At 66.8% G+C, this 20,352-nt stretch carries 20 protein-coding genes; 1 reads left to right on the top strand and 19 read right to left on the bottom strand.

Features of this window, described 5'->3' with window-relative positions; all coding sequences use genetic code 11:
• Window position 1: 1 nt before the first annotated feature.
• From NMQ03_RS00545 to NMQ03_RS00470, 16 genes are all read right to left on the bottom strand, one after another.
• Complete coding sequence (locus NMQ03_RS00545) at window positions 2-1,303, bottom strand: NAD(P)/FAD-dependent oxidoreductase (protein WP_255173921.1); 1,302 nt, start codon at window positions 1,301-1,303, stop codon at window positions 2-4.
• A gap of 2 nt (window positions 1,304-1,305) precedes the next feature.
• Window positions 1,306-1,626, bottom strand: a complete 321-nt coding sequence (locus NMQ03_RS00540) for a 2Fe-2S iron-sulfur cluster-binding protein (protein WP_110542213.1) — start codon at window positions 1,624-1,626, stop codon at window positions 1,306-1,308.
• 49 nt (window positions 1,627-1,675) lie between these two features.
• A complete protein-coding gene (locus NMQ03_RS00535; RefSeq protein ID WP_255173920.1) occupies window positions 1,676-2,419 on the bottom strand; it encodes an SDR family NAD(P)-dependent oxidoreductase in 744 nt (247 codons plus the stop codon).
• 37 nt (window positions 2,420-2,456) lie between these two features.
• Window positions 2,457-4,319 (bottom strand): PEP-utilizing enzyme, encoded by a 1,863-nt coding sequence (locus tag NMQ03_RS00530; RefSeq protein WP_255173919.1) that lies wholly within the window; start codon window positions 4,317-4,319, stop codon window positions 2,457-2,459.
• A 67-nt stretch (window positions 4,320-4,386) separates the two neighbouring features.
• Window positions 4,387-5,466 carry a PEP/pyruvate-binding domain-containing protein gene (locus tag NMQ03_RS00525; protein ID WP_255173918.1) on the bottom strand — a complete coding sequence of 360 codons (1,080 nt, stop codon included), beginning with the start codon at window positions 5,464-5,466 and terminating at the stop codon, window positions 4,387-4,389.
• Window positions 5,467-5,471: 5 nt separating this feature from the next.
• Window positions 5,472-6,749, bottom strand: a complete 1,278-nt coding sequence (locus NMQ03_RS00520) for a cytochrome P450 (protein ID WP_255173917.1) — start codon at window positions 6,747-6,749, stop codon at window positions 5,472-5,474.
• Window positions 6,750-6,874: 125 nt separating this feature from the next.
• Window positions 6,875-7,669 carry an IclR family transcriptional regulator gene (locus tag NMQ03_RS00515; RefSeq protein WP_255173916.1) on the bottom strand — a complete coding sequence of 265 codons (795 nt, stop codon included), beginning with the start codon at window positions 7,667-7,669 and terminating at the stop codon, window positions 6,875-6,877.
• 97 nt (window positions 7,670-7,766) lie between these two features.
• A complete protein-coding gene (locus NMQ03_RS00510) occupies window positions 7,767-8,456 on the bottom strand; it encodes an HD domain-containing protein (protein WP_255173915.1) in 690 nt (229 codons plus the stop codon).
• A gap of 197 nt (window positions 8,457-8,653) precedes the next feature.
• Complete coding sequence (locus tag NMQ03_RS00505) at window positions 8,654-9,634, bottom strand: cyclase family protein (protein WP_255173914.1); 981 nt, start codon at window positions 9,632-9,634, stop codon at window positions 8,654-8,656.
• Complete coding sequence (locus NMQ03_RS00500) at window positions 9,631-9,888, bottom strand: hypothetical protein (RefSeq protein ID WP_255173913.1); 258 nt, start codon at window positions 9,886-9,888, stop codon at window positions 9,631-9,633. The genes NMQ03_RS00505 and NMQ03_RS00500 overlap by 4 nt, the downstream gene beginning before the upstream one ends.
• A gap of 9 nt (window positions 9,889-9,897) precedes the next feature.
• Window positions 9,898-11,235 carry a TRAP transporter large permease subunit gene (locus NMQ03_RS00495; RefSeq protein ID WP_255173912.1) on the bottom strand — a complete coding sequence of 446 codons (1,338 nt, stop codon included), beginning with the start codon at window positions 11,233-11,235 and terminating at the stop codon, window positions 9,898-9,900.
• A 79-nt stretch (window positions 11,236-11,314) separates the two neighbouring features.
• Window positions 11,315-12,094: an NAD(P)-dependent oxidoreductase gene (locus NMQ03_RS00490; RefSeq protein WP_255173911.1), complete on the bottom strand. Its 780-nt coding sequence runs from the start codon at window positions 12,092-12,094 to the stop codon at window positions 11,315-11,317.
• Between the two features lie 43 nt (window positions 12,095-12,137).
• A complete protein-coding gene (locus NMQ03_RS00485; protein ID WP_255173910.1) occupies window positions 12,138-12,764 on the bottom strand; it encodes a methyltransferase in 627 nt (208 codons plus the stop codon).
• 24 nt (window positions 12,765-12,788) lie between these two features.
• Window positions 12,789-13,796, bottom strand: a complete 1,008-nt coding sequence (locus NMQ03_RS00480) for a tripartite tricarboxylate transporter substrate binding protein (RefSeq protein WP_255173909.1) — start codon at window positions 13,794-13,796, stop codon at window positions 12,789-12,791.
• Window positions 13,797-13,845: 49 nt separating this feature from the next.
• Window positions 13,846-15,348: a tripartite tricarboxylate transporter permease gene (locus tag NMQ03_RS00475; protein ID WP_255173908.1), complete on the bottom strand. Its 1,503-nt coding sequence runs from the start codon at window positions 15,346-15,348 to the stop codon at window positions 13,846-13,848.
• Between the two features lie 2 nt (window positions 15,349-15,350).
• Window positions 15,351-15,854 (bottom strand): tripartite tricarboxylate transporter TctB family protein, encoded by a 504-nt coding sequence (locus NMQ03_RS00470; RefSeq protein WP_255173907.1) that lies wholly within the window; start codon window positions 15,852-15,854, stop codon window positions 15,351-15,353.
• Window positions 15,855-15,980: 126 nt separating this feature from the next.
• Between NMQ03_RS00470 and NMQ03_RS00465 the strand changes: the two genes are divergently transcribed.
• Window positions 15,981-16,775 (top strand): IclR family transcriptional regulator, encoded by a 795-nt coding sequence (locus tag NMQ03_RS00465; protein WP_255173906.1) that lies wholly within the window; start codon window positions 15,981-15,983, stop codon window positions 16,773-16,775.
• A 146-nt stretch (window positions 16,776-16,921) separates the two neighbouring features.
• On the opposite strand, the gene NMQ03_RS00460 is transcribed toward NMQ03_RS00465, so the two are convergent.
• The 3 genes from NMQ03_RS00460 to NMQ03_RS00450 all read right to left on the bottom strand — a co-directional run bounded on the left by NMQ03_RS00460 (window position 16,922) and on the right by NMQ03_RS00450 (window position 20,271).
• Window positions 16,922-18,091 carry an MFS transporter gene (locus NMQ03_RS00460; RefSeq protein ID WP_255173905.1) on the bottom strand — a complete coding sequence of 390 codons (1,170 nt, stop codon included), beginning with the start codon at window positions 18,089-18,091 and terminating at the stop codon, window positions 16,922-16,924.
• The gene (locus NMQ03_RS00455) at window positions 18,088-18,753 is read right to left on the bottom strand and encodes a GntR family transcriptional regulator (RefSeq protein WP_255173904.1); all 666 of its coding nucleotides are present in this window, start codon (window positions 18,751-18,753) and stop codon (window positions 18,088-18,090) included. Before NMQ03_RS00455 ends, NMQ03_RS00460 begins: the two co-directional genes overlap by 4 nt.
• A 147-nt stretch (window positions 18,754-18,900) precedes the next feature.
• Window positions 18,901-20,271 (bottom strand): MFS transporter, encoded by a 1,371-nt coding sequence (locus tag NMQ03_RS00450; protein ID WP_255173903.1) that lies wholly within the window; start codon window positions 20,269-20,271, stop codon window positions 18,901-18,903.
• Between the last annotated feature and the right edge of the window lie 81 nt (window positions 20,272-20,352).

The following is a 20,352-nucleotide window of genomic DNA, read 5'->3' as shown; positions in this document are numbered from 1 at the left end:
GCTAGCCGTCCGTGGTGATGGTCTTGAGTTGGGTGCCGGGGTCTGCCGCCGCTTCGGCGGGAATGTTGAGGCCCTTGGCGAGCGCGTTCTTGACGGCCATGAAGTCGAGTGGTGCGTTGACGCAGTCCGCGGCGATGATGCGGCCCTGGCGGTAGTAGAGGACGCTGAATTTTCCGCGTTCCTGGTCGTTCCGGACCACGGTTTGGTCGTAGCCGTTGCACAGGCCGGCGATCTGCAGCTTGAGGTCCGCCTGGTTGGACCAGAACCACGGGATGCCGGCGTATTCCTCGCGCCGTCCGGTCAGCGAATAGGCGGCCACCTTGGCGTGCTCGATGGCGTTGTTGACGCTTTCCAGCCGGATCCGTTTCCCGGGCTCGGAGCCGGGAACGGGGTTGGGCATGTTGGCGACGTCCCCCACGGCCACCGTGGTGCCGTCGGAGGCCAGCGCGAACCGGTCCACCACCACGCCGTTGTCCACGGCCAGGCCCAGCTGTTCTGCCAGCTGCGTGTTGGGAATGACGCCGATGCCGATCAGGACGATCTGCGCCGGCAGTACCGTCCCGTCCTGGAGTTCGACGGCGGCAACCCGGGTGCCGCCGTCGTCAGCGGTGAAGCGCGCCGCACTGGTGTTGAGGCGGATATCCAGGCCGCGGGACCGGTGGGCCTGCAGGAAGTATTCGGCGGTCTCCTCCCCTACGGCCCTGCCCACCAGCCGCGGCCCGAACTCGAGCACGGTGACATTTTTACCCATCTTCTGCAGGCTGGACGCGGCCTCCAGGCCGATGAACCCGCCGCCGATCACCACCACATCCGTGGCGTCGCCCACTCTTGCCTTCAGTGCCAGGGCGTCGTGGGCATTGCGGAGGTAGAGCACGCCGTCCAGGCCTCTGCCCTCGATCTCCAGCTTCCGGGCACGGGCGCCGACGGTGAGGGCCAGCCGCTTGAACGGGAACTCCCGGCCCGAGGACGCATGCGCCACCCCGGAACCGTCCGCGTCCTTGTCGATCCGGACGATGTATTCGCCCTTGACCAGGTCCACGTTGTGCTCGGCCCAGTAGTCGTTGGACCGGAAGATGAGGGATTCGCTTTCCACGGTGCCCTGCAGGAACTCCTTGGACAGCGCCGGCCGCTGGTACGGGCGGTGGTCCTCGTCCCCCAGCAGGGTGATGTGTTCGTCGAAGCCCAGCGCCCGGAGCGATACCGCCAACTGCACGCCGGACTGGCTGGCGCCGATGATCAGGAGCCCGGTCCTGGTGGGAACCGTGGCCGTTCCGGCTTCCCGCTCTACTGCCTGCGTTCCCATGGCTACACCTGGGTTTCGGGGGTGGTGACGAAGAGTTCCAGCTCCTCCGTCAGGCGGAGCTGGCAGGACAGCCTGGAGTTGTCCTCACGGTCCACGGCAGTGCCATAGAGCATTTCATCCTCCATGTCCTCCATGGCGGGCAGCTGCGAGGCGCAGTCCTCGCGGACGAAGACGTGGCAGGTGGCGCAGGACAGCGAACCGCCGCACTCGGCCACGATGCCGGGGACGCCGTTGCGCACCGCGGTTTCCATGACCGAATCGCCTGCATTGCCTTCGACGTCCCGGACGGTGCCTTCTGCGTCGGTGAAGTGAACCGTTGGCATTGTGGTCCTCCTTGCTTGAAGTTGGTTGGATGGGGGCGGGGGTGGCCGGTCAGATGAACTGCTTACCGCCGTCCACCACCATGGTCTGGCCGGTGTAGTAAGAGCTGTCAGGCCCGGCGAGGAACAGGGCGGCGCCCACAATGTCCTCGGGCTGGCTGGCGCGTTTGATGGCGCCGCGGTCCACGCCGTAGTTCTCGGCATTTTCCATCAGTCCGTAGCTGGCCTCGGTGAGCGTGAAGCCGGGGGCGATCGCGTTCACCGTGATCCCCCGCCGACCCAGTTCCTTGGCCATGACCCGGGTGAGTGCCACCACGCCGCCCTTGGAGGCGACGTAGTGCGCCCATTGCTCGGAGCCGCTGAAGATCGTGGCGCTGGAAAGGTTGATGACGGGTCCGCCTTCCCCCAGGTAGGGGCTCGCGGCACGGGTCACCAGCCAGGGTCCCTTGAGGTTGACGTTCATCACCAGGTCCCATTCGGCCGGATTGATGTCCTCGAAGCGGCTGCGGGTCACCCCCGCGTACACCGCCGCGTTGTTGAGGACGACGTCGATGCGGCCGTTGCCGAACTCCACGCAGCTTGCGGCTAGCTGCTCCGTGGAGTCGACGTCGGTCACGTCGGCGGCGAAGGCAGCGGCGTGGGCGCCCGCTTCACGGACCAGCTTGGCGGTCTGTTCGGCACCCTCGAGATTGATGTCCGCCACCGCCACCCGGTATCCACGGTAAGCAAAACCGAGCGCGAACGCCCTGCCCAGCCCGCCCGCGGCGCCGGTGATAAGGACCGTCTTTTCGTTCATGCCTTCAGCGGAATATTCGCCTGAGGGCATGTCCCGTTCAGACATGGCTGTGGCTGTGGGCGCCGGGTCCGGCAACCACGAGGTCGTCCTCGGCGTCCAGGATCTGGACCGTGCCCTTGGTGCCGTCCACACGCAGCCGCTGGCCGGTCTTGATGGTGGTGGATCCGGAGCCCGTGCCGGTGACGGCAGGCAGGCCGTATTCGCGGCACACGATCGCGGCGTGGCTCATCATGCCGCCGATGTCCGTGACCGTGGCGCTGATCTTGCCGAAGATGGGACCCCAGGAGGGAGCCGTCACCGTGGCCACCAGGATTTCGCCCTGCTGCACCTCGGAGAGCTGGTCGGCGTCGGTGACCACGCGGGCCAGGCCTTCCACCACGCCGGGTGAGGCGGCCATGCCGCGCAGTCCGCCGCCTTCCACTTCTTCACCGGCTCCCAGCCACTGCTGGACCTGTTCGGTGGTGATGCCCCAGAGCATCCGGGTGAAGGGTTCGGTGATGGATGCCGGCGGGGTGTTCAGGGCCGGCGCGGGGCGGGCGGTCTTGAGGGCGTCCACGATGCCGCGGCGGCGTTCGATCTCCTCGGGCCAGTAGTCGGGGCCGATGGGCTTGGCACCCACGCCCCACCCGGTGACCAGGTCGAAGAGGGCGTCGCGGACCTCGTTGCGGCCCAGGTAGAGCAGGTCGTCCGGCTGGGTCCAGAAGCCCTCGGCATGCATCATGCGGGAGAGTTCGCGGATCTTGCGCCAGAAGACGCCCATGGTCCAGTGTTCGATGTAGAAGTTGTGGTTCTCCACGTAGGGGTAGGCGGTGGCAGCGAGGCCGCGCTTGGCGTCGAAGACTGCCTGGTTCTCGCCTTCAAGGAGGTCACGGTATTCCTCGATGATGCGGTCGCGTTCGGCGATGAGGGCCTCGACGGGACGCATAATCTCCTGGCCCTCGTCCACGCGCCGGATGTAGTCGGCGATGTAGCCCAGCGGGATTTCCTGGTTCACGTTCCAGTACTTGTCGTGGCCGTAGAAGCCGTTGCCCACGGTGAAGTTGAACCACGGGTCCTTGGCACCTTCGTACTGGGCCAGCCAGCGGTCCCCGCCCGGGGCGGCGGCGATGGCACCCAAAGTAGCCTCGACGTCGTCCGTGTTTCCAAAGTGGGGCTGGAGGCCCAGTTCGACGGCAAGCTTGGCGAGCTGCTTGAGCTCGTCATCGGGGCGGAACAGTTCCATGTCCACGCCCTGGACCATGCTGGCGATCGACTGGTCCGGGATGTTGGGGAAGACCTGCTTGCAGAAGTTGAAGAAGTCCAGGTAGGCGATGTAGCCCAGGTTCAGGAACTCGAAGTGGTACTGCCAGTTCTGGTAGGCCAGCTGGATGAGGCGGTCGTAGCTTTCCAGGAGCTTCTCGGAGCCGTCCTTGCCCTTGCCGGAGGTGATGTCCTCCATGGGGACCATGTCCGGCAGCTTGGGGAAGGAAATGGTCTCCATCTCGGCGATGGTGCCCTTGACCTTGACGTGCCATTCCTTGAGCAGCTGCTCCCAGTTCTGGAAGTAGTGGCCGACGCGCTGCTCGAACAGCGGCACACGGGCGGCAATCTGATCCTCCGGGACGGGAATGGGGGACATGTAGAGGTACCCCAGGTGGATGCGGAACTCGATGCCGTTGGCGTTGGGGATCATCAGGTGCCGGGCGTTGTACTGGCCCAGGCACTTGACCGCGAATTCGCCGCCGATGGTCTCGAAGGGCTTGAACACGGTGGGCCAGTGCTGGCTGTCGCAGAACCAGAACTTGGCGTCCTCCTGCTCCTTGAGCTTGTCCTGGAACACCAGGTAGTAGGGGTAGATCTTTTCCCAGCCTTCGGCCCCGGCGGGAACCGGCAGCTCGGAGGGCTTGGGGAACGACTTCATGGACATGGCGGTCCTTTCAGGAGGGCTCGGCGGTGAGCCTTGGTGGGGGTGAAGCCTCGGATGGGGGTCAGGCAGTCGGCTTGAGCGCGGGGGTGCTCAGTCCGCTGAAGTAGCCGCCCGTGACGACCGGTTGGGGCGCGGTCACCGGTGCGGGCTTGGAGGAGTGGACCGTTTCCGGCCGGGACTGCAGGAGGAGCAGGTTTTCGCCGTCCGGGAGGTCGGCGTCGAGGGCCCACTCAATGTCTTGCGGGCACTTGTAGTGCTTCTCGGCCCGCTTGGCCATCTGGGCGACGGCGGTGAGCTCGGCGTCGGTGAGGCTGCGGCGGCCCCGGCGTTCGTCGTCGACCTCGCGTTCAACCAGCCCTTTGGCACCGGCGTCCGGGACCAGCTCGGCGTGCTTGTCGCCCAGGTGCTCACTGACGACGGCGAGGGTCACCTTGTCCAGCACGATGTTGTCCGGGGTGACCTGGCCGGAGACCACCATCTCGCCCACGCCGTAGGAGGAATCGATGGTGATCTTGGACCGGTCGCCGTTGGTGGGGTCCATGGTGATGGCCACGCCGGAGACCTTGGAGTTGACCATCTTCTGCACCACTACGGCCATCGACAGGCCTTCGTTGGGGATGCTGTTCTTGAGCCGGTAGATGATGGCGCGGGAGGTGTAGAGCGACGCCCAGCACTGGCGGATGTGGTCGGTGACTGCCTTGACGCCATCCAGCCAAAGGTAGGTGTCCTGTTGGTAAGCGAAGGAAGCGTCCGGCAGGTCCTCGGCGGTGGCGCTGGAGCGCACTGCCACCGGGACGGGGGCGTCGAAGCGGGCCATCAGCGATTCATAAGCGGCAATGGTCATACTGCGCAGGGCCTCCGGTACCGGGCGGGAGCAAATGTCCTCGCGGATGGCTGCGGACACCTGGTCCACCTGCCGCGTGTCCTCCGGGTCGAGGCCGGCGAGCAGTTCGTGGATTTTCGCCGTGATGCCGGCTTCGTCCATGAAGGCATCGAACTGCGCGGTGGTGACGACGAATCCGGGCGGAACGGGCATGCCGGCGGACGTCATGGTGACCAGGGACGCGCCCTTGCCGCCGAGGTTTTCAAGCTTCGGCTCAATGCCGCCGTCGAAGAACTGGACATAGTCATTGCTGTGCATGGTGCTTAGGCCTTCCAGGTGACAGGAACGGTCTCGGGAACACGGAAGGAGAGGTTTTCGCGGAAGGCGATGTCCTCCGGGGCGTCGAGCTGCAGCCTGGGGGCGAGCCGGGCCACTTCCTCGAGCGCGATTTTTGCCTGGAGCTTGGCGAGCATGTTGCCCAGGCAGTAGTGGATGCCAAATCCGAAGGAAAGGTGCTCGCGGGCATTGGGCCGGGTGATGTCGAAGTCCTCGCCGGCGGTGAACTTGGTTTCATCGCGGTTGGCCGAGCCCATCAGGAGCAGCAACTGCGAGCCCTTCTCGATGGGAACGCCGCCCACCTCGGTGTCTTTCAGGGCCTTGCGGCGCCATCCGACGATGGAGCCTGCGTAGCGGAGGACCTCGTCGATCGCGGCGGGGATCTTCTTAGGATCGTCCACCAGCTGCTGCCACTGCTCCGGTCGCGCCAGGAGCTCGCGCAGGGCGTTGGAGATGAGGGTGGTGGTGGTCTCGTGGCCGGCGAAGAGCAGGCTGTACAGGACCGAGGCAATCTCGTGGTCCGAGATCTCGGCGCCGTCCTGCTGGGCCTTGACCAGGTCTGCGGTGAGGTTGTCGCCGCCCTGTTCGTGGGCCACCCGGACCAGGCGCAGGCATTCCTGCCAGTACTCCACCAGGTTGTGGGCATGCGGGATCTGCTGTTCGTCGCTGAGGTCGCCCCAGGTCATGGCGGCCCGGGAGTCCGACCAGCGCTTGAACGTGTCCACCTGGGAAACGTCGGCCCCGATCAGGGTGAGGATGGTGATCGTGGGAACGTCGTAGGCCAGGTCCTTGACCAGGTCCCCGCGGCGCTCTTCACGGGAAAGCATCTTTTCGAGCAGGTCCACCACGTTCTGCCGGATGAACGGTTCCAGGGCCTTGTACCGGCGGGGCGTGAAGGCCTTCTGCACCACGGCGCGGATGCGGGTGTGCTCCGGCGGACGGCGGGCGGACAGGCCGGAGTAGGCGGTGAACCCGCCGTCCTCCATGATCTTTTTCGCGGCGGGTCCCCGCTCCCGGACCGGGGCCTGTGCGTTCTCGCTGGAGAACGTTTCCCAGTCCTCGAAGACGGCTTTGATGTCGTCGTAGCGGGAGACGACGTAGAGGCCGGTACGCTCATCGAACATCACGGGCTGCTCGGCCCGGAGTTCTGCGTAGGCGGTGAAGGGATCCTTCATCTGGAAGGGTTCGTAGCCGTGGTGCCCGGCGGGGGCTTCGGCGCCGTACCCGAAAGGACAGCGGCCAGCCGTTTCTGTCGACGATGACATGGTGACTCCTGGTGACTTTGGCTCCGTCCGGCGCCTCAGGGCGGCGGGGGGTTCTTAGTGACCAGTGTGGTCCACATCACCGGGCAGGGACAGCGCGGGCTTCCACTGGACGGAAACGAATGGCCTCAGCCGCGAGGTCCTTTGTGGACGCCGATCAGTGTCTCCAGGGGGATGCGTGCTGTGGCCTTTTCGATCTGGGCCGATATGCCCTTGAGGACGGGAAGGTACCTGGTCATGGTGGACGCCTGGGCGGTGGGCAGCACCAGGCCGATGGCGGCGCCAATCCGGCCTGTATGGAACACCGGGACCGCGATGGAGCATGAGCCAAGCCGCACTTCCTCGAGGGTGGTGGCGTAGCCCTGCGCGTGGATGTCCGCCAGCTCGGCGGTGAATTTCTGCGGGTCGATGTGGGTGTGGGCGGTGGCGCGTTCCAGGTCCCGGTGCAGGTAGGCGTCGCGCACCCAGTCGTCTTCGAACGCCAGGATGACTTTCCCGACGGCGGTGGCGTACATGGGAAGGCGGCCGCCCACCCGGGATGCGCGGGGCACCCGCTTGGAGCCGTAGACCCGGTCGATGTACAGGACTTCATTGCCGGCCCGGATGGCCAGATGTGCCGTCTCGCCGGTCAGCGAGAACAGGTCCTGGATGTAGGGGTGGGCGGCATCGCGCAGCTGGCGGCCGGTGTTCTGCGCCAGCTCCCACAGCCGGATGCCCAGCTGATAGCGGCCGTTCGGTTCCCGCGACAGGAATCCCCAGTCCGTCAGTTCGTTCACCAGGCGGTGCGCGGTGCTGAGCGGCAGCCCGGATTTGTCCGCGATGTCGGTCAGGCTCAGGGCGCCGCGGGAGGTCTCGAAGGCTTCCAGGATGGACAGCACTTTGGACGTCACGGTGCGTCCGGGGTCGCGGCTGCCGCCGGCCATGGGGGCCTCCTCGCTCCTGGCGCTGGGCCCAGGGTGCCGGCAGCGTCCGGAAAGAGTCTAAGCGCGGGAACGGCTCCGGGCCGCGCCGGTTTCCAGTTCAGCCAAGCAGGCGTTGCCGCTGCGGCCAGAGGGTGACCGATTCCAGTGCCGACAGTGCCCGCGCCATGGCCTGGGCCTCTGCGGTGAACAGGTGGCCGTGCACGCGCTGGGAGCAGAGCCGCAGGGCCTGTCCGCGGTCCAGCCCGAACCAGTCCATGACGGTGTCGATCCCGTGCGGGCTGAGGCGCCAGGTCTTGTCCGCGTCCTTGACGATTGCGTCCTCGATGGAGAGGGCCTCCCGCCGGGAATCGTGGCCGTCGATGATGTTGAGAATGGCGGGGATCCTGGTGCGGTCATAACGGCACTCCGCGAGGATGTCCGCGGCCAGGCGCGCCCCCTCCTTTTCGTGCAGCAGCACCAGGTCCGGCCTGCCGCCGCCCGGTGCAATGGCGGCCAGGACGTCGCCGGGCGGGACCTGTGACCAGCCGATGTCGTGCAGCAGGATGGCGGGGAGCACGACGGCGGCGTCCGCGTCCGGGTGGGCGTCCAGCAGGGCGCGGGCCAGGCCGAAGGCGTACAGGGTATGGGCGTCGTTGTCCCGGACCGTCAAGTACGGCGCGGTGAGTTCCCAGATCCCGGCCAGCGCCGGTTCCAGCGCGATGACCCCGGCGGGGTTCGGCTCGATCCCGGAGGCAACAGCGTCGGCGTCGAGGCCTGAATGGTTGGCGGCGGGCTGCAGCTTCGTCATTCACACAGCCTGCCCGGCAACCGGCCCACGCGGCAACGAATGGCTTCTGCCCAGTGGAACCGGCTGCTGTGGCGGCCGACGGCGTCACGCACGGCACGCTTTCGGTCCACCGTAGGCGGGGAAGCCCCGGAAACCCGGGATCCCGCCGTCGTGCGTTGCCTGAAAGCATGCCCGGCGTGACGCGGGGCGGGCTCAGCTCACACGATGGCGGTGGCGTTGGCCGGGGAGCCCGTGCCCCCGGTGATGTTCAGCGGCTTGATGGTGATGAACGCGTCCCACCTGCCCGTGCTGCGCATGTGCCGAGCCAGCGGGCCGAGCCGCCACAGCTCGCCCAGGGGCAGGCCAAGCTTGGCCAGGAGCTGCTGGTGCATCATGCCGTGGTCGTTGAACGCGGACTCCCGGTAGGGGCTTCCCGGGACCGCGGGGAGGCACTCGAAGGCAAAGTTGTCGGCGGCAATCACGGCAAACCGGCTGTCCCACGCCCAGGCCACGAACTCCTGCGACTGCGCCACGCCCGTTGCCTTCCGGCTCTCACGGAGCCGCTGCTTCTCCCCCGGATCCAGCGCGAGGAACCATTCGCACCACCCGGTGTGGAGCATGAGGATGTCGCCGGGACGCGTGGCCAGGGACTGGGACTCCAGGGCCGCATGGAGCAGGTCAAGGCCCAAAGGTTCCCCGGCTGCGTGGTCTATGGGCTGGCCCAGGCCGTTCCGGAATCCGTCGAGGTCCACCAGGATGCCCCGGCCAGTGATGGGGTGTTCGGCCCATTCCTGGATCCCCAGGTCCCGGGTGCCTTCGGTGATCCGGTGGTCCGGGACGCCGTTGTAGAACCCCACGTCATCGGCCCGGCGGTGCCGGAGCCCGTCAATCTGGGTCGATCCCTGGAGGAAGTACCCGTCCAGATAGTCGTCCCGGTGGGCCGGATGGGAGGAGTACATGGTGTGCCGGGGCGCACCGCGTTTGAGCGACATGCCCGGATCAAAGGCGTCAGCGGGATAGTCCAACCCGAACACGGTGCCGGTCCGGATGCTGTTCCTGGCTTCCAGGACGGCCGCGGGGGTGATGAAGGACGGTGTACCCCTGTCCGGGGCCGGAAAGAGGCCCCAGGATGTTCCCGCCAGGTTGCCCTCCCTCGCCAGGAGTTCCGCGAAGGTGGGAAATGGTTTGTGGGCAGTCATCGGCTGGTTGCTTCCTGTTTCTCCCCGGCCTCTTTCCGGGGCTGCCCGTAGCTGAGCAGGAAGCCTGCCACCGCGCACGCCGATGCGGCAATGCAGAGGGGCGGTTTGATGACGTTGTTGAAGAACTCGAGCCAGCCGTTTTGCCCGGCCACAAGGCCCGCGGCCTGCCCGGCCACGAACAGGACGCCGCCGATGAGGAGGACTGCGAGGGTGAGGGTGAAGACGGTTCCGGTGATCCTGCGGGATGTGTTCATGGTGGTTCCTTAGATCGGCAGGACGCCGAGGATGATCAGCACGCCGATGACCAGCAGGGGCAGCGCATAGTGGGTGAGCAGGCGGGCGAAGGTCTTGATGGGGTTGACGTCCGCGATGCCGCAGGCAACATAGAGCGGTGCCCCGCCGGGCGGGACCGCGGCCTCGCAGGAGGAGAACACCAGGACAGCCACGGCCGCGGTGGTGGCCGGAACACCGGCCGCGACGAGGGCGGCGACGCCGACCGTTCCGACGGCGGCCATGGTGGCCGTGGCGGACAGCGGGGCCGCGACAGCGATGACGATCAGCCCGATCAGGATGGCGAGCAGCCAAAGGGGAAGGTTCATCCCGTTCAGCAGGGCGGTCATTTGCTTGGGAAGGCCGGTGGCGGCCAGAGCGTTGGCTCCGGCGAAGGCGAAGAGCACGGTGACGCCCACGATGCCGAACCGCGGAGCCGAGCCCTGCAGCAGGTTTCCCCAGTCGCGCCCGGTGCGGGGCAGCTGCTTCCTGCCCAACAGCGCACCGGTGATGAGGAGGACCACCGGGATCCAGACGATGACGCTGACGGACTTGCTGACGTCACCGCCGGTCCAGTCCGAGAGCGCCGGGGTGAGGAACCCGGAGGTGATGGCCAGGGGAATGGCGACGACGACGAACAGCAGGAGCGTGGCCCACCCCTGGCCGAAGGCGGCCCGGACAGACAGGCGGTGGGCGGCGTCGAGCGGCGCCATCCCGCTCTTCCTGATGAGCATCCAGGTGACGATGAGCCGGTGCAGGAAACACCACAGGCCGCCGAACAGCAGGGGAAGGACGAGGGCGTTGATGTCCAGCAGGGGCCCCACCGTGGCGGAACCGACCAGGACGAACATGGAGGCACTGAACGGAAAGGTGATGCCCATGCCGGCGTTCCCGGCCACGAGGGTTGCGGCAGCAGGCTTGTCGAGCCTGGACTTTTCCATCCAGGGAATGGTCACTGAGCCCACCGTCGCGGCGATGGCCGCCTGGTTGTGGACCACTCCGCCCAGGCCTGCGGAGGCTACCGTGGAGACCCAGGCCGGACCGCCCTTAACTCCGCCGATCAGCGAGTTCAGCAGGTCGATCAGCCGATCCAGCACGCCGCCCTTATCCAACAGGTAGCCCATGAAGACGAATGCCATGGTGGCGTAGACAATCTCGTCGGTCGCCGCCGAATAGAAGGCCGACCACCCAACCTGCGCCGCGGCGGCCCCGGTAAACGGCAGGACCACCAGGAAGCCCAGGATCATGGCCTCCCCCACGCTGCGCTTGATTGCAGTCGTCCAAAGCAGGATGACGGCAAGGTAGGCGCCCAGTGCCCAGATGCCGATCATGCTGCTGCTCCTGACGGCGGAATGCCGGTTGCTGTTGAAATCACGTATTTCCCGTTCCTGATTGTGCCCTGCTGCGCGGTCAGCGCAAGGCCGGCTCCGTGTCCTGCGTCATCCGGGCAAGGGCGGCGGCGGAGGCGGTGGTCATCTCGGCCGGGACGCCGAGGTCCGAGAGGTAGCTGGCGGTGTCCTGCATTTCCTTGGAGCGGCGGACGGCGTGCTTGGCGGTTCCGGTGAGGAACCTGTCAATGACAGCCTGGCCGTCGCCTGCCAGCTGGTTCGCGATCTGGCCCCGGATCCAGTCCTCCAGGCCGGCTGCCTTACCGGCCGTGACCGCTTCCACCACCACGGATGCCAGGCCCTTCATGAGGACGCTGCGCAGGAGTTTGTGGGCCATCGCCGATCCAGGCTCGCCCTCGGCGATTTCAACCTGCACGCCGAGGGGACGCAGCAGGCCGGCAACGGCCTGGGCGCCTGGACCGCTCACCATCAGCGGAGTCTTTTCCCCCAGCGCGGAGACCGGGCCAAGGATGGCGACGTCGGCAAAGCCGGCCTTGGTGGGCAGCTGTCCAAGTTCCTGCATGACGCCCGGGGAGGAGGATGTGAAGTCGGCATAGACACTGCCGGCGCCAAGGACCGGCAGGCACTCCTGCGCCACGCTGCGTGCCGCGGCAGCGCCGGTCATCACCAGGACGATGTCAGCCCCGGTACATGCTTCGGCCGCGGTGGCCACCCGAATCACGCCCTCCGGGGTGGTGGGGGCCACGGGATCGAACCCGGTGACCTGGTGGCCCGCAGCTGCGAGCGCTGCGGCATAGGTGGCTCCGGCTTCGCCGAGGCCAATGACGGTGCACGCTGTCATGGTTTGCTCTGTTCCTTCTGGGACGTTGTGGGGGTGGTGCGGTTCAGTTGCGGGCGGCGACGATTGCCTGGCGGCGGCCGGACTCGTCCGCGAACACCGCTTCGGCGGCTTCGGCGACGGCGGCGGCCTGCTCCCGTGGGACGACCACCACGCCGTCGGAGTCACCGACAATGACATCGCCTGGCAGGACGGGGACGCCGCCGAAGGCGACGGCGGTTCCCAGCCTGAAGGGGCCGTCCTTGTAGGGGCCGGCGGGCGAAGTGGCCCGCGCGAAGACCGGCATGCCGATCTCACCCAGCGCCTCGGCGTCGCGCGCTGCTCCGTCCAGCGCGAAGCCCGCGACGCCGAGGTTGATGGCGCGCTCCCCGATCAGTTCACCAAGGAGGGCGCGGGTTTCATCGGCGCCGCCGGCGACCACAATGACGTCTCCGGGACGGGCCAGCTGCAGGGCAGCGTGGATGCCCTTGTTGTCGCCGGGACGGGTCCATACGGTGAACGCCGGTCCGGCCAGCTTCGCACCGGGCCACACGGCCTGGATGGCGGAGTCCGCGACGCCGAGCCGGTCCATGGCGTCACCGATATTGGCAGCGGGCAGCTTGGCGAGCCGGTCCACGATCACCTGGTCGGGGCGGGCAAAGTCGGCGCTGGTGTCAATGGCTGGAGTTGTCATGGTCGGTTCCTTAGGGGCTGTGGGTCAGTCTTTTTTCTGGACCAGCGGAAGGACCTTCTTGAAGTCGTCTTCCTGGCCTGCCCAGAACTTCTGGTAGTCGGTGCCGTTGAGGTAGCTGGTCTGCAGGCCCAGGTCCTTCATCTTCTGCACCACGGCGGGGTCCTCGATGGCCTTCTCGATGGCGGCTTCGAGCTTCTTGGCAACGTCAGCAGGGAGCCCTGCGGGAGCGGAGTAGCCGCGGGCGGTCCCGGCGGTCAGGTCGTAGCCGGATTCCTTGAACGTGGGGATGTCCGGCAGCGAGGGGGCGCGGTCCCCGGACATGACGCCCAGCACCCGCGCCTTGCCCTGCTTGCTGAGGTCGTTCACGTCGCTCACGTTGGCCACCAGGACGTCTACGTGCTTACCCAGGAACGCGGTGGTGGCCTGCGAGGCCCCCTCCGAGAAGTGGACCGGTGCGAACTCCGAGCCGGTGCTCTCTTGGATCTGGGCCAGGGCGAAGTGTTCGCCGGTCTGGATGCCGGTGGTGCTGGCGGTGAGTGACTTCGGCTTGGCCTTGACCGCTTCCAGCAGCTCTTTCAGGGTCTGGTAGGGACTGTCCGGCTGGACGGCGATGACGGTGGGGTCGATCACCTGCCGGCCCAGTGGCTGGAAGCTGTCCCTGGTGTACTTCGCGCCGCGGGCCGGATCCAGGGGTGAGACCACCACCGAGGGGGATCCCGTGGCGCCGAGGGTGTAGCCGTCCGGCTTGGCGCTGGTCAGGGCGGTGTAGCCGATCTGGCCGCCGGCACCGGGCTTGTTGATGACCTCAACGTTGGTGCCGAGTTCCTTTTCGAGGACCGGCTGGATGAGCCTGGCGGCGGTGTCCACGGCGCCGCCCGAAGAGAAGGCGACGATCAGGTCGATTGACTTGCCTTTCTTGGGGAAGTCGCCGGCGGCTGCGGCGGAGTTGCTGGCTCCGGCGTTGGCGCCGCAGCCGGTGAGGGCGAGCAGGGACGCTGCTGCAACGGCTGCGAAGATCTTCTTGCGTGACATGGTTCTTCTCCTTTGAAGCGGTGCGGGAAATGTGGGTTGTGGTGGGGAATCAGGCTTCCGGGTCCTCCATGAGGGCCTTGGGTTTGCGGAGTTTGAGCAGGGGGCTGCAGATGATGAGCAGGCCAAGGCCGATCAGCACGGCGGAGATGGGACGGCTGGTGAAGACGGTGAAGTCGCCCTGGGATATTTCCAGGGATTCGCGCAGGGAGCGTTCCATCAGCGGCCCCAGCACCAGGGTGAGCACCATCGGGGCCAGCGGAATGTCGAGGTTCCGCAATGCCAGGCCAAGGAGGCCGAAGCCGATCATGACGTAGACATCGAAGACGCTGAAGTTGATGGTGTAGGCCCCGATGACCATGAACACGAGGATCACTGCGGTCAGGATCGGGGTGGGCACGCGGAGGATGGAGGTCCACAGGCCCACGAGCGGGACGTTCAGCAGCAGCAGCAGGACGTTTCCGATGAAGAGGCTGGCGATGATGGCCCAGGCGATCTCCGAATGTTCCGTGAACAGGCTGGGTCCCGGGGTGAGGCCCTGCTGCAGGAACGCGCCCATCAGCACGGCGATGGTGGGCGAGGCGGGGATGCCAAGGGTGAACAGCGGGATGAGGGCAGCGTTGGCGTGGGCATTGTTGGCGGTCTCCGGACCGGCGACGCCTTCGACGGCCCCCTTGCCGAGTTCATGGCGGAACCGGGAGAACCTCTTCTCCGTGGCGTAGGAAAGGAGCGAGGACACGGAGCCGGTCATGCCGGGAATGAGGCCCAGGCCGAAGCCGACGCCCGTGCCACGGGCCATGGCGGGTGCACTGCGGCGCCATTCGGTCCTGGATGGGAACAGCTGCCGGAAACCGGGGGCATGCACCACCGGGGTGGGCTCGTTCCGGCGGAAGGAGAGGATTTCGGAGAGCCCGAAGACGCCGACGATGACGGCGACGAAGCTGACCCCGTCCATCAGGTTGTCGATGCCAAAGGTGAAGCGCGGCGCTCCAGCCACGGGATCGATGCCCACCATGGAGATCAGCAGGCCCAGGGCGCCGGAGACCAGGGCCTTGACCATGGACTTTCCAGCCAATGCGACCAGCAGTGAGATGCCGACCACCATGAGCGCGAAGAATTCGGGCGGCCCGACCAGCAGGCCCATCTCGCCGAGCGGCCTGGCAGCGGCGACCAAGCCGGCGGTGGCGATGGTGCCGCCGATGAAGGAGCCGACGGCGGCCAGCGTCAGCGCCGCTCCGGCCCTCCCCATCTTTGTCATGGCATAGCCGTCGATAGTGGTGATGGCTGAGGAGGCTTCGCCGGGAGTGTTCAGCAGGACACTGGTAATGGTTCCGCCGTACTGGGTGCCGTAGAAGATGGCACACAGCATGATGATGGACCCTGCGGGGTCGAGGTTGAGCGTCAGTGGGATGAGCAGTGCCACGCCCGCGACGGGTCCGACGCCGGGCAGGACGCCGATGATGGTGCCGAGCAGGCAGCCGAGGAAGGCAAACAGCAGGTTTTGCCAGGTCATGGCGGTGGCAAAGCCGCCAAGCAGTTCGTTGAGGGTTTCCATGCCTAGAGTCCGATCAGGTTCAGCGGAGTAAATGCCGAGACGGGAAGGGCCACGTTCAGTCCGTAGTTGAAGGCGTAAAAGGCGCCGACGCTTCCCGCCAGGGCGATGATCAGTGAGGGCACCCACGTCCGGCGTCCACGGATCTTCAGGTGGTAGAGCAGGAACGCGAACATGCTCAGCTGGAAGCCCAGCAGGTCCATCACGGCCGCCAGGATGACGAGGCTGGTCACGACGGAGATGACCACCTCCTTGTCCACGCCCGCACCCCTGGCGCTGGGCCTGCGGAGTTCCTGGAGGAGCCAGACGGCCGACATCGCCACCAGCAGCGTCCCCATCGCGAAGGGGAACATTCCGGCGCCCGGGCCGAGTGAGGTCCAGAGCCCCAGGCCGACCGAGCTGACCAGGACATAGACGCCGACGGCGGCGAAGGCGCCGATCCCCGCCAGCACACCGGGCGCGACCCGGATGGTGCTCCCTGCTTTTGTCGTGACTGACTCCGTTGTCATGAGTTTCCTTTTCACAGCGCGTCATTGCATTTCATAGAATGAAACTATATTGCGTACTGAGAAATAGTGACAGGAGACACAAGGACTGTCAAGCGCAAGAAACTTACATAGAATGAAAGAATGGCTATGACGACTTCCAGTACGGTAAGCACGGCAGAAGAGGGCCCCAAGTCCTCGAATATGCGCTCCCTCTCGAGGGCCATGGAGGTCTTCGCCGAACTGCAGCGGGCCGAACGGCCGCAGCGGCTCAGTGACTTGGCGCGGAACTGCGGCATGAGCCTGCCCACCACGCTGAGGATCCTCCGGGTGCTGCAGGATTTCGGAATGGTGAGCCAGACGGATAAGTCCTACCGGATTGGTCCCGCCGTCCTGCCCGCCGCACGGAGCTTCCTGGAGAACGATCCCCTGGTGGTCGCCGCCCGCCCCGTCCTGCAGCAGGTGGCCTCGCAGACCGGACTGACGGCGTCGCTGTACTCACGGCTCGGCTTCGAGCGCATCCTGGTGGCCCGCGTCGACGGCGAGGCGCCCCTCCGCTACGACCTGCCGCTTGGCAAGCGGCTGCCCCTGACGCTCGGCGCTGCAGGAAAGATCCTGCTCGCATCGGCGTCCGATGACGAACTTCAGCAGGCGGTGGCGGCAGCCGCGGCAGCCGGCCAGGAAGACGCGGACCTGACGGCAAAGGAACTGCGCGCGCGGCTCCCCGAGCCGGGAACCGACTTCGCGTTCTCCGCCGATGAGCGTGCCACGGGCGTCCTGTCAGTGGCCATGGCCGTGCCCAACCGGACGGGCCGGCCCACCGAATCGATCTCGCTCACCAGCCCAGTGGAAGCGGCCAGTGAGGCGACCTTGAAAGCCGGGGTCCCCGAGCTGCGCCGCGCCGCCGGCCGGCTCTCTGAGCTGCTGGAGGGCTCCGTCTACTGACCCCGCCGTCCGCCGCCGCTAAAAGACGGCCGACGGTATCACGCACGGCAGGCTTTCGGCCCACCATAGGCGGGGAAACCCCGGAAACCCGGGGACCCGCCGTCGTGCGTTGCCTGAAAGGATGCCCGGCGTGACGCGCGGACGCGCTAGTCCAGCTGCACGCCGCGGAGCAGCAGGAGCGTCCCGCCCACCACGACGGCTGACGCCAGGAACACGCCGCCCGCGCCCAGTCCGGCGGCAACGACGCCGATGGCACTGGGCAGGACCACCTGTCCCACCCGGTTGCCGGCGAGCCGGAGGGCCAGCGCCCGGCCGCGCTGCCCGGCCGGTGCCTGCGCCGAAAGCCACGACATGGTCAGCGGCTGGCCGATGCCCAGGCCCAGCCCCAGCAGGGCCATCACAATGAAGAGCAGCCACGCCGGCATGGGAATGGCTGCGGCTGCCAGCGCCGCGGTGGACAGGGCCAGGCTCACCACCAGCAGCCGCATCCGGCCGATCCTCCGGGACACCCGGCCCAGCAGGAGCCGCGACACCATGGAGAAGACGGCGCGGACCGTCAGCATGGCGCCCACGGTTGCCGCGGTGAGTCCACGGTCGGTGCCGAGGGCCGGCAGGTAGACCATGGTCAGGTCCACCACGGCCAGGACGGTGGCGCTGGTGGCCAGGGCTCGCGCCACGCCGGGCGACTTCAGCAGCGATACCGCGCTGCCCGTACCGGCGGAAACGGCCTTCCTTTTCCCGGCGCTGACGTGGGCCGGGACAACAAAGGTGGTGGCGAACAGCACCAGGCTCATGACGACCGAAAGGAGGAAGATCGCCTGGGTATCGGGACGGATGGAAGCGCCGCCCACCAGGGAAATCGCCAACGGCCCCAGCGCCTGCCCCAGGGACGCGGCGAACGTCAGGTATCCAAACGCGGAGTCCATCCGGGACGAGGCGGCATTGTTGGCCACCACCGCCTGCTGCCCCACAACGCAGGCCAGTTGCCCGGCGCCCAGCAGCGCGGTTCCGATGACGAGTGTCACGATCGAGAAGCCCCAGAGCAGCAGGAAGACAGAGCAGGAAAGGACGACGGCGGACCCGATCGCCATGAGCCGGCGCTCACCCAGGCGGTCCACCAGGCCGCCCGTGGGCACGGCGAGCAGCAGCGGAAAGACGGCGTAGCTGGCGGCCAGCAGCCCCAGGGCGAAGCCGGGAACGTCCAGCTCCAATGCACGGTAGGTGGCTGCCGGGCGGACCAGGAACGTGACGGCCTGGATGAGCGCGGAATGGACCAGCAGGGCCGTGGACGTGCGCCGTCCGAGTTCACCGATCATGCGCCGGTTGTGGCGGTGCCGGAGATGGCCCGCACCGCGGCGTCCCGGGCGCCCATCACGTGATCGAACGCGATGGCGGCAGCCTTGTCCGGATCGCCGCCGGCCACTGCATCCACCAAGGTCCGGTGCTGGGCCAGGGCCTGGTCCCGGCGCTCCTGCGTGCTGTTGGTGAAGTGCCGGTACCGCTCCATGTGGCTGGAAATTTGGCCGTGGAAACGGCGGGCCCAGGAGTTTCCGGCGATCGCGGCGATTTTGGCGTGCAATGCCATGCCCTGCTGCATGGCATCGTCGGCGAACGTGACCATGGCGGCGTTGCGTTGAAGGATGCCGTGCAAGGCTTCGATATCAGCGGGCGTCGCTTTCAGGCAGGCGTTGCGGGCCATCAGGGATTCCATTGCCGCGCGGACCTCATACAGTTCTGATATGGCAGCTTCGTCCAGGGCCGGCACCAGCACCCCGCCTGTGGGCTGTTGTTCCAGCAGGTCCTCGCTGATGAGGCGCCGGATGGCCTCGCGCAGCGGCGTGCGGCTCACCTGCAGCGCCGACGCCATCGCCGGTTCGTAGATGCGCTCCCCCGGTTTCAGCTCAAGGCTCAGGATCCGGCGTTTGAGTTCCTGGTAGACGAAGTGGGCGCCGGTGTTCCGGGCGGGTGACTCTGGCATCGTTTGTACCTCCGCCAGTCATCATACTTGTATACATCTATACAAATCGTCATTGCGTGCATGCCGCCCTGCCCGGGGCACAGGCTGGCCCACGAAGAAGGAGGGGCAGCACGCGCTGCCCCTCCTTCTGGCTGGTTGACTGCGGACCTAAACGCGGCCTGCGATTCGTCCGGTCTTTTGCGCCTCGAGGTCCTCGAGAGACGTGCCCTTGGTGTCGGAGGACATCAGGGTGGCCACCGCGGAGACCAGGCAGATGCCGAGCGTGACCAGCCCGATGGTCAGGGGGATGTTGGCCGAGCCGGGAGGAGCGATTGCGGTGAAGATGCTCGGGAAGAATGACGCGATCATGAGTCCGATGTTCTGCGAGACAGCGAAGCCGGTTACCCGGATCCGCATGGGGAACTGCTCCTGGAAGAACGTGGCGAACGTGGCGTTCCACATCTGGAAGAAGATACCCTGCACGATGACCACGCAGACGAAGACCAGCGGGAGGCTCCCCTGCTCGATCGCCCACAGGTATCCGGTCACCAGGACGCCGCCGATAACGCCGCCGGCCGCCATCAGCATCCGCCGGCCGATCCTGTCCGAGAGCGCGCCGAACACCGGAATGGTGGCTACGGCCGCGATATTGGCCACCAGCGTCACCCACAGAAACTCGCTGCTGGAGAAGCCGTTGCCGTAGCCCTTCTGGGTGGCAAAGGAGACGCCGAAGATCAGGGTGGCCATGCCGATGACGTTGGTGAAGGTCATGAGGATGCAGCGGAGCAGTGCGCCCGGCCGGGTGCGCAGGAGCTCGGCGAGCGGAAAGCGGTGTTTGGTTCCGTCGGTACCCGCGGTGTAGGCAGGGGGCTCGGTCACCCGGCGGCGAATGAGGTAGCCGGCAAAAATGACGACGGCGCTGAGCAGGAAGGGGATGCGCCAGCCCCAGGCACCGAACTGGTCAGCCGGGAGGAGGGCGGCGAGCGGCAGCAGGACGGCGGTGGCCAGGATTGACCCCACCTGTGTGCCCTGGAGGCTGAAGCTGGCGAAGAAGCCGCGCCGGGCGTCCGGCGAGTGTTCGACGATCATCGCGCTGGCACCGCCGAGTTCGCCGGCCACCGCGAAGCCCTGGATCAGGCGGAGGATCACCAGCAGGGCGGGGGCGAGGAGGCCCACTTGCCCGTAGGTGGGCAGGAGCCCGACCGCGAAGGTTGCGAAGCCCATGAGCAGCATGGCGAAGACGAGCACTTTCTTGCGCCCGTGCCGGTCCCCGTAGGCGCCAAGGACGACGGCGCCTACCGGGCGGGAGACGTAGCCTACCGCGTAGGTTGCAAGGGAGGCGATGATTCCGACGGTGGGGTTTTCCGCGGGAAAGAAGATGGTGGGGAAGATCAGTGTCGCGGCCAGCGAGTACAGCGCGAAGTCGTAGTACTCAAGGGCACTTCCGATCCAGCCGCTTATGGCCGCCTTCTTCGGATCCCGCAAAACATCACCGGCAGCTGGGCTGGAAGGGGCCATGCGGGTTGGGGTGGTGCTCATGTGCTTGTCCTTCGTCTTCTTTGGCAAGGAACCGGAACCGCTGGAAACAGTTGTGGCGGTGTCTGCGCCGCAAACCGCCGG

This window comes from Arthrobacter sp. DNA4, from assembly GCF_024362385.1.
Taxonomy (GTDB): domain Bacteria; phylum Actinomycetota; class Actinomycetes; order Actinomycetales; family Micrococcaceae; genus Arthrobacter.
Note: the sequence above shows the minus strand (reverse complement) of the source record. Positions and strands in the feature narration are given on the sequence as shown.

Excerpts from the sequence above, each read along its gene's own strand:
- NMQ03_RS00545 (WP_255173921.1), bottom strand. The coding sequence starts at position 1,303 with ATGGGAACGCAGGCAGTAGAGCGGGAAGCCGGAACGGCCACGGTTCCC.
- NMQ03_RS00540 (WP_110542213.1), bottom strand. The coding sequence starts at position 1,626 with ATGCCAACGGTTCACTTCACCGACGCAGAAGGCACCGTCCGGGACGTC.
- NMQ03_RS00535 (WP_255173920.1), bottom strand. The coding sequence starts at position 2,419 with ATGAACGAAAAGACGGTCCTTATCACCGGCGCCGCGGGCGGGCTGGGC.
- NMQ03_RS00530 (WP_255173919.1), bottom strand. The coding sequence starts at position 4,319 with ATGAAGTCGTTCCCCAAGCCCTCCGAGCTGCCGGTTCCCGCCGGGGCC.
- NMQ03_RS00525 (WP_255173918.1), bottom strand. The coding sequence starts at position 5,466 with ATGCACAGCAATGACTATGTCCAGTTCTTCGACGGCGGCATTGAGCCG.
- NMQ03_RS00520 (WP_255173917.1), bottom strand. The coding sequence starts at position 6,749 with ATGTCATCGTCGACAGAAACGGCTGGCCGCTGTCCTTTCGGGTACGGC.
- NMQ03_RS00515 (WP_255173916.1), bottom strand. The coding sequence starts at position 7,669 with ATGGCCGGCGGCAGCCGCGACCCCGGACGCACCGTGACGTCCAAAGTG.
- NMQ03_RS00510 (WP_255173915.1), bottom strand. The coding sequence starts at position 8,456 with ATGACGAAGCTGCAGCCCGCCGCCAACCATTCAGGCCTCGACGCCGAC.
- NMQ03_RS00505 (WP_255173914.1), bottom strand. The coding sequence starts at position 9,634 with ATGACTGCCCACAAACCATTTCCCACCTTCGCGGAACTCCTGGCGAGG.
- NMQ03_RS00500 (WP_255173913.1), bottom strand. The coding sequence starts at position 9,888 with ATGAACACATCCCGCAGGATCACCGGAACCGTCTTCACCCTCACCCTC.
- NMQ03_RS00495 (WP_255173912.1), bottom strand. The coding sequence starts at position 11,235 with ATGATCGGCATCTGGGCACTGGGCGCCTACCTTGCCGTCATCCTGCTT.
- NMQ03_RS00490 (WP_255173911.1), bottom strand. The coding sequence starts at position 12,094 with ATGACAGCGTGCACCGTCATTGGCCTCGGCGAAGCCGGAGCCACCTAT.
- NMQ03_RS00485 (WP_255173910.1), bottom strand. The coding sequence starts at position 12,764 with ATGACAACTCCAGCCATTGACACCAGCGCCGACTTTGCCCGCCCCGAC.
- NMQ03_RS00480 (WP_255173909.1), bottom strand. The coding sequence starts at position 13,796 with ATGTCACGCAAGAAGATCTTCGCAGCCGTTGCAGCAGCGTCCCTGCTC.
- NMQ03_RS00475 (WP_255173908.1), bottom strand. The coding sequence starts at position 15,348 with ATGGAAACCCTCAACGAACTGCTTGGCGGCTTTGCCACCGCCATGACC.
- NMQ03_RS00470 (WP_255173907.1), bottom strand. The coding sequence starts at position 15,854 with ATGACAACGGAGTCAGTCACGACAAAAGCAGGGAGCACCATCCGGGTC.
- NMQ03_RS00465 (WP_255173906.1), top strand. The coding sequence starts at position 15,981 with ATGACGACTTCCAGTACGGTAAGCACGGCAGAAGAGGGCCCCAAGTCC.
- NMQ03_RS00460 (WP_255173905.1), bottom strand. The coding sequence starts at position 18,091 with ATGATCGGTGAACTCGGACGGCGCACGTCCACGGCCCTGCTGGTCCAT.
- NMQ03_RS00455 (WP_255173904.1), bottom strand. The coding sequence starts at position 18,753 with ATGCCAGAGTCACCCGCCCGGAACACCGGCGCCCACTTCGTCTACCAG.
- NMQ03_RS00450 (WP_255173903.1), bottom strand. The coding sequence starts at position 20,271 with ATGAGCACCACCCCAACCCGCATGGCCCCTTCCAGCCCAGCTGCCGGT.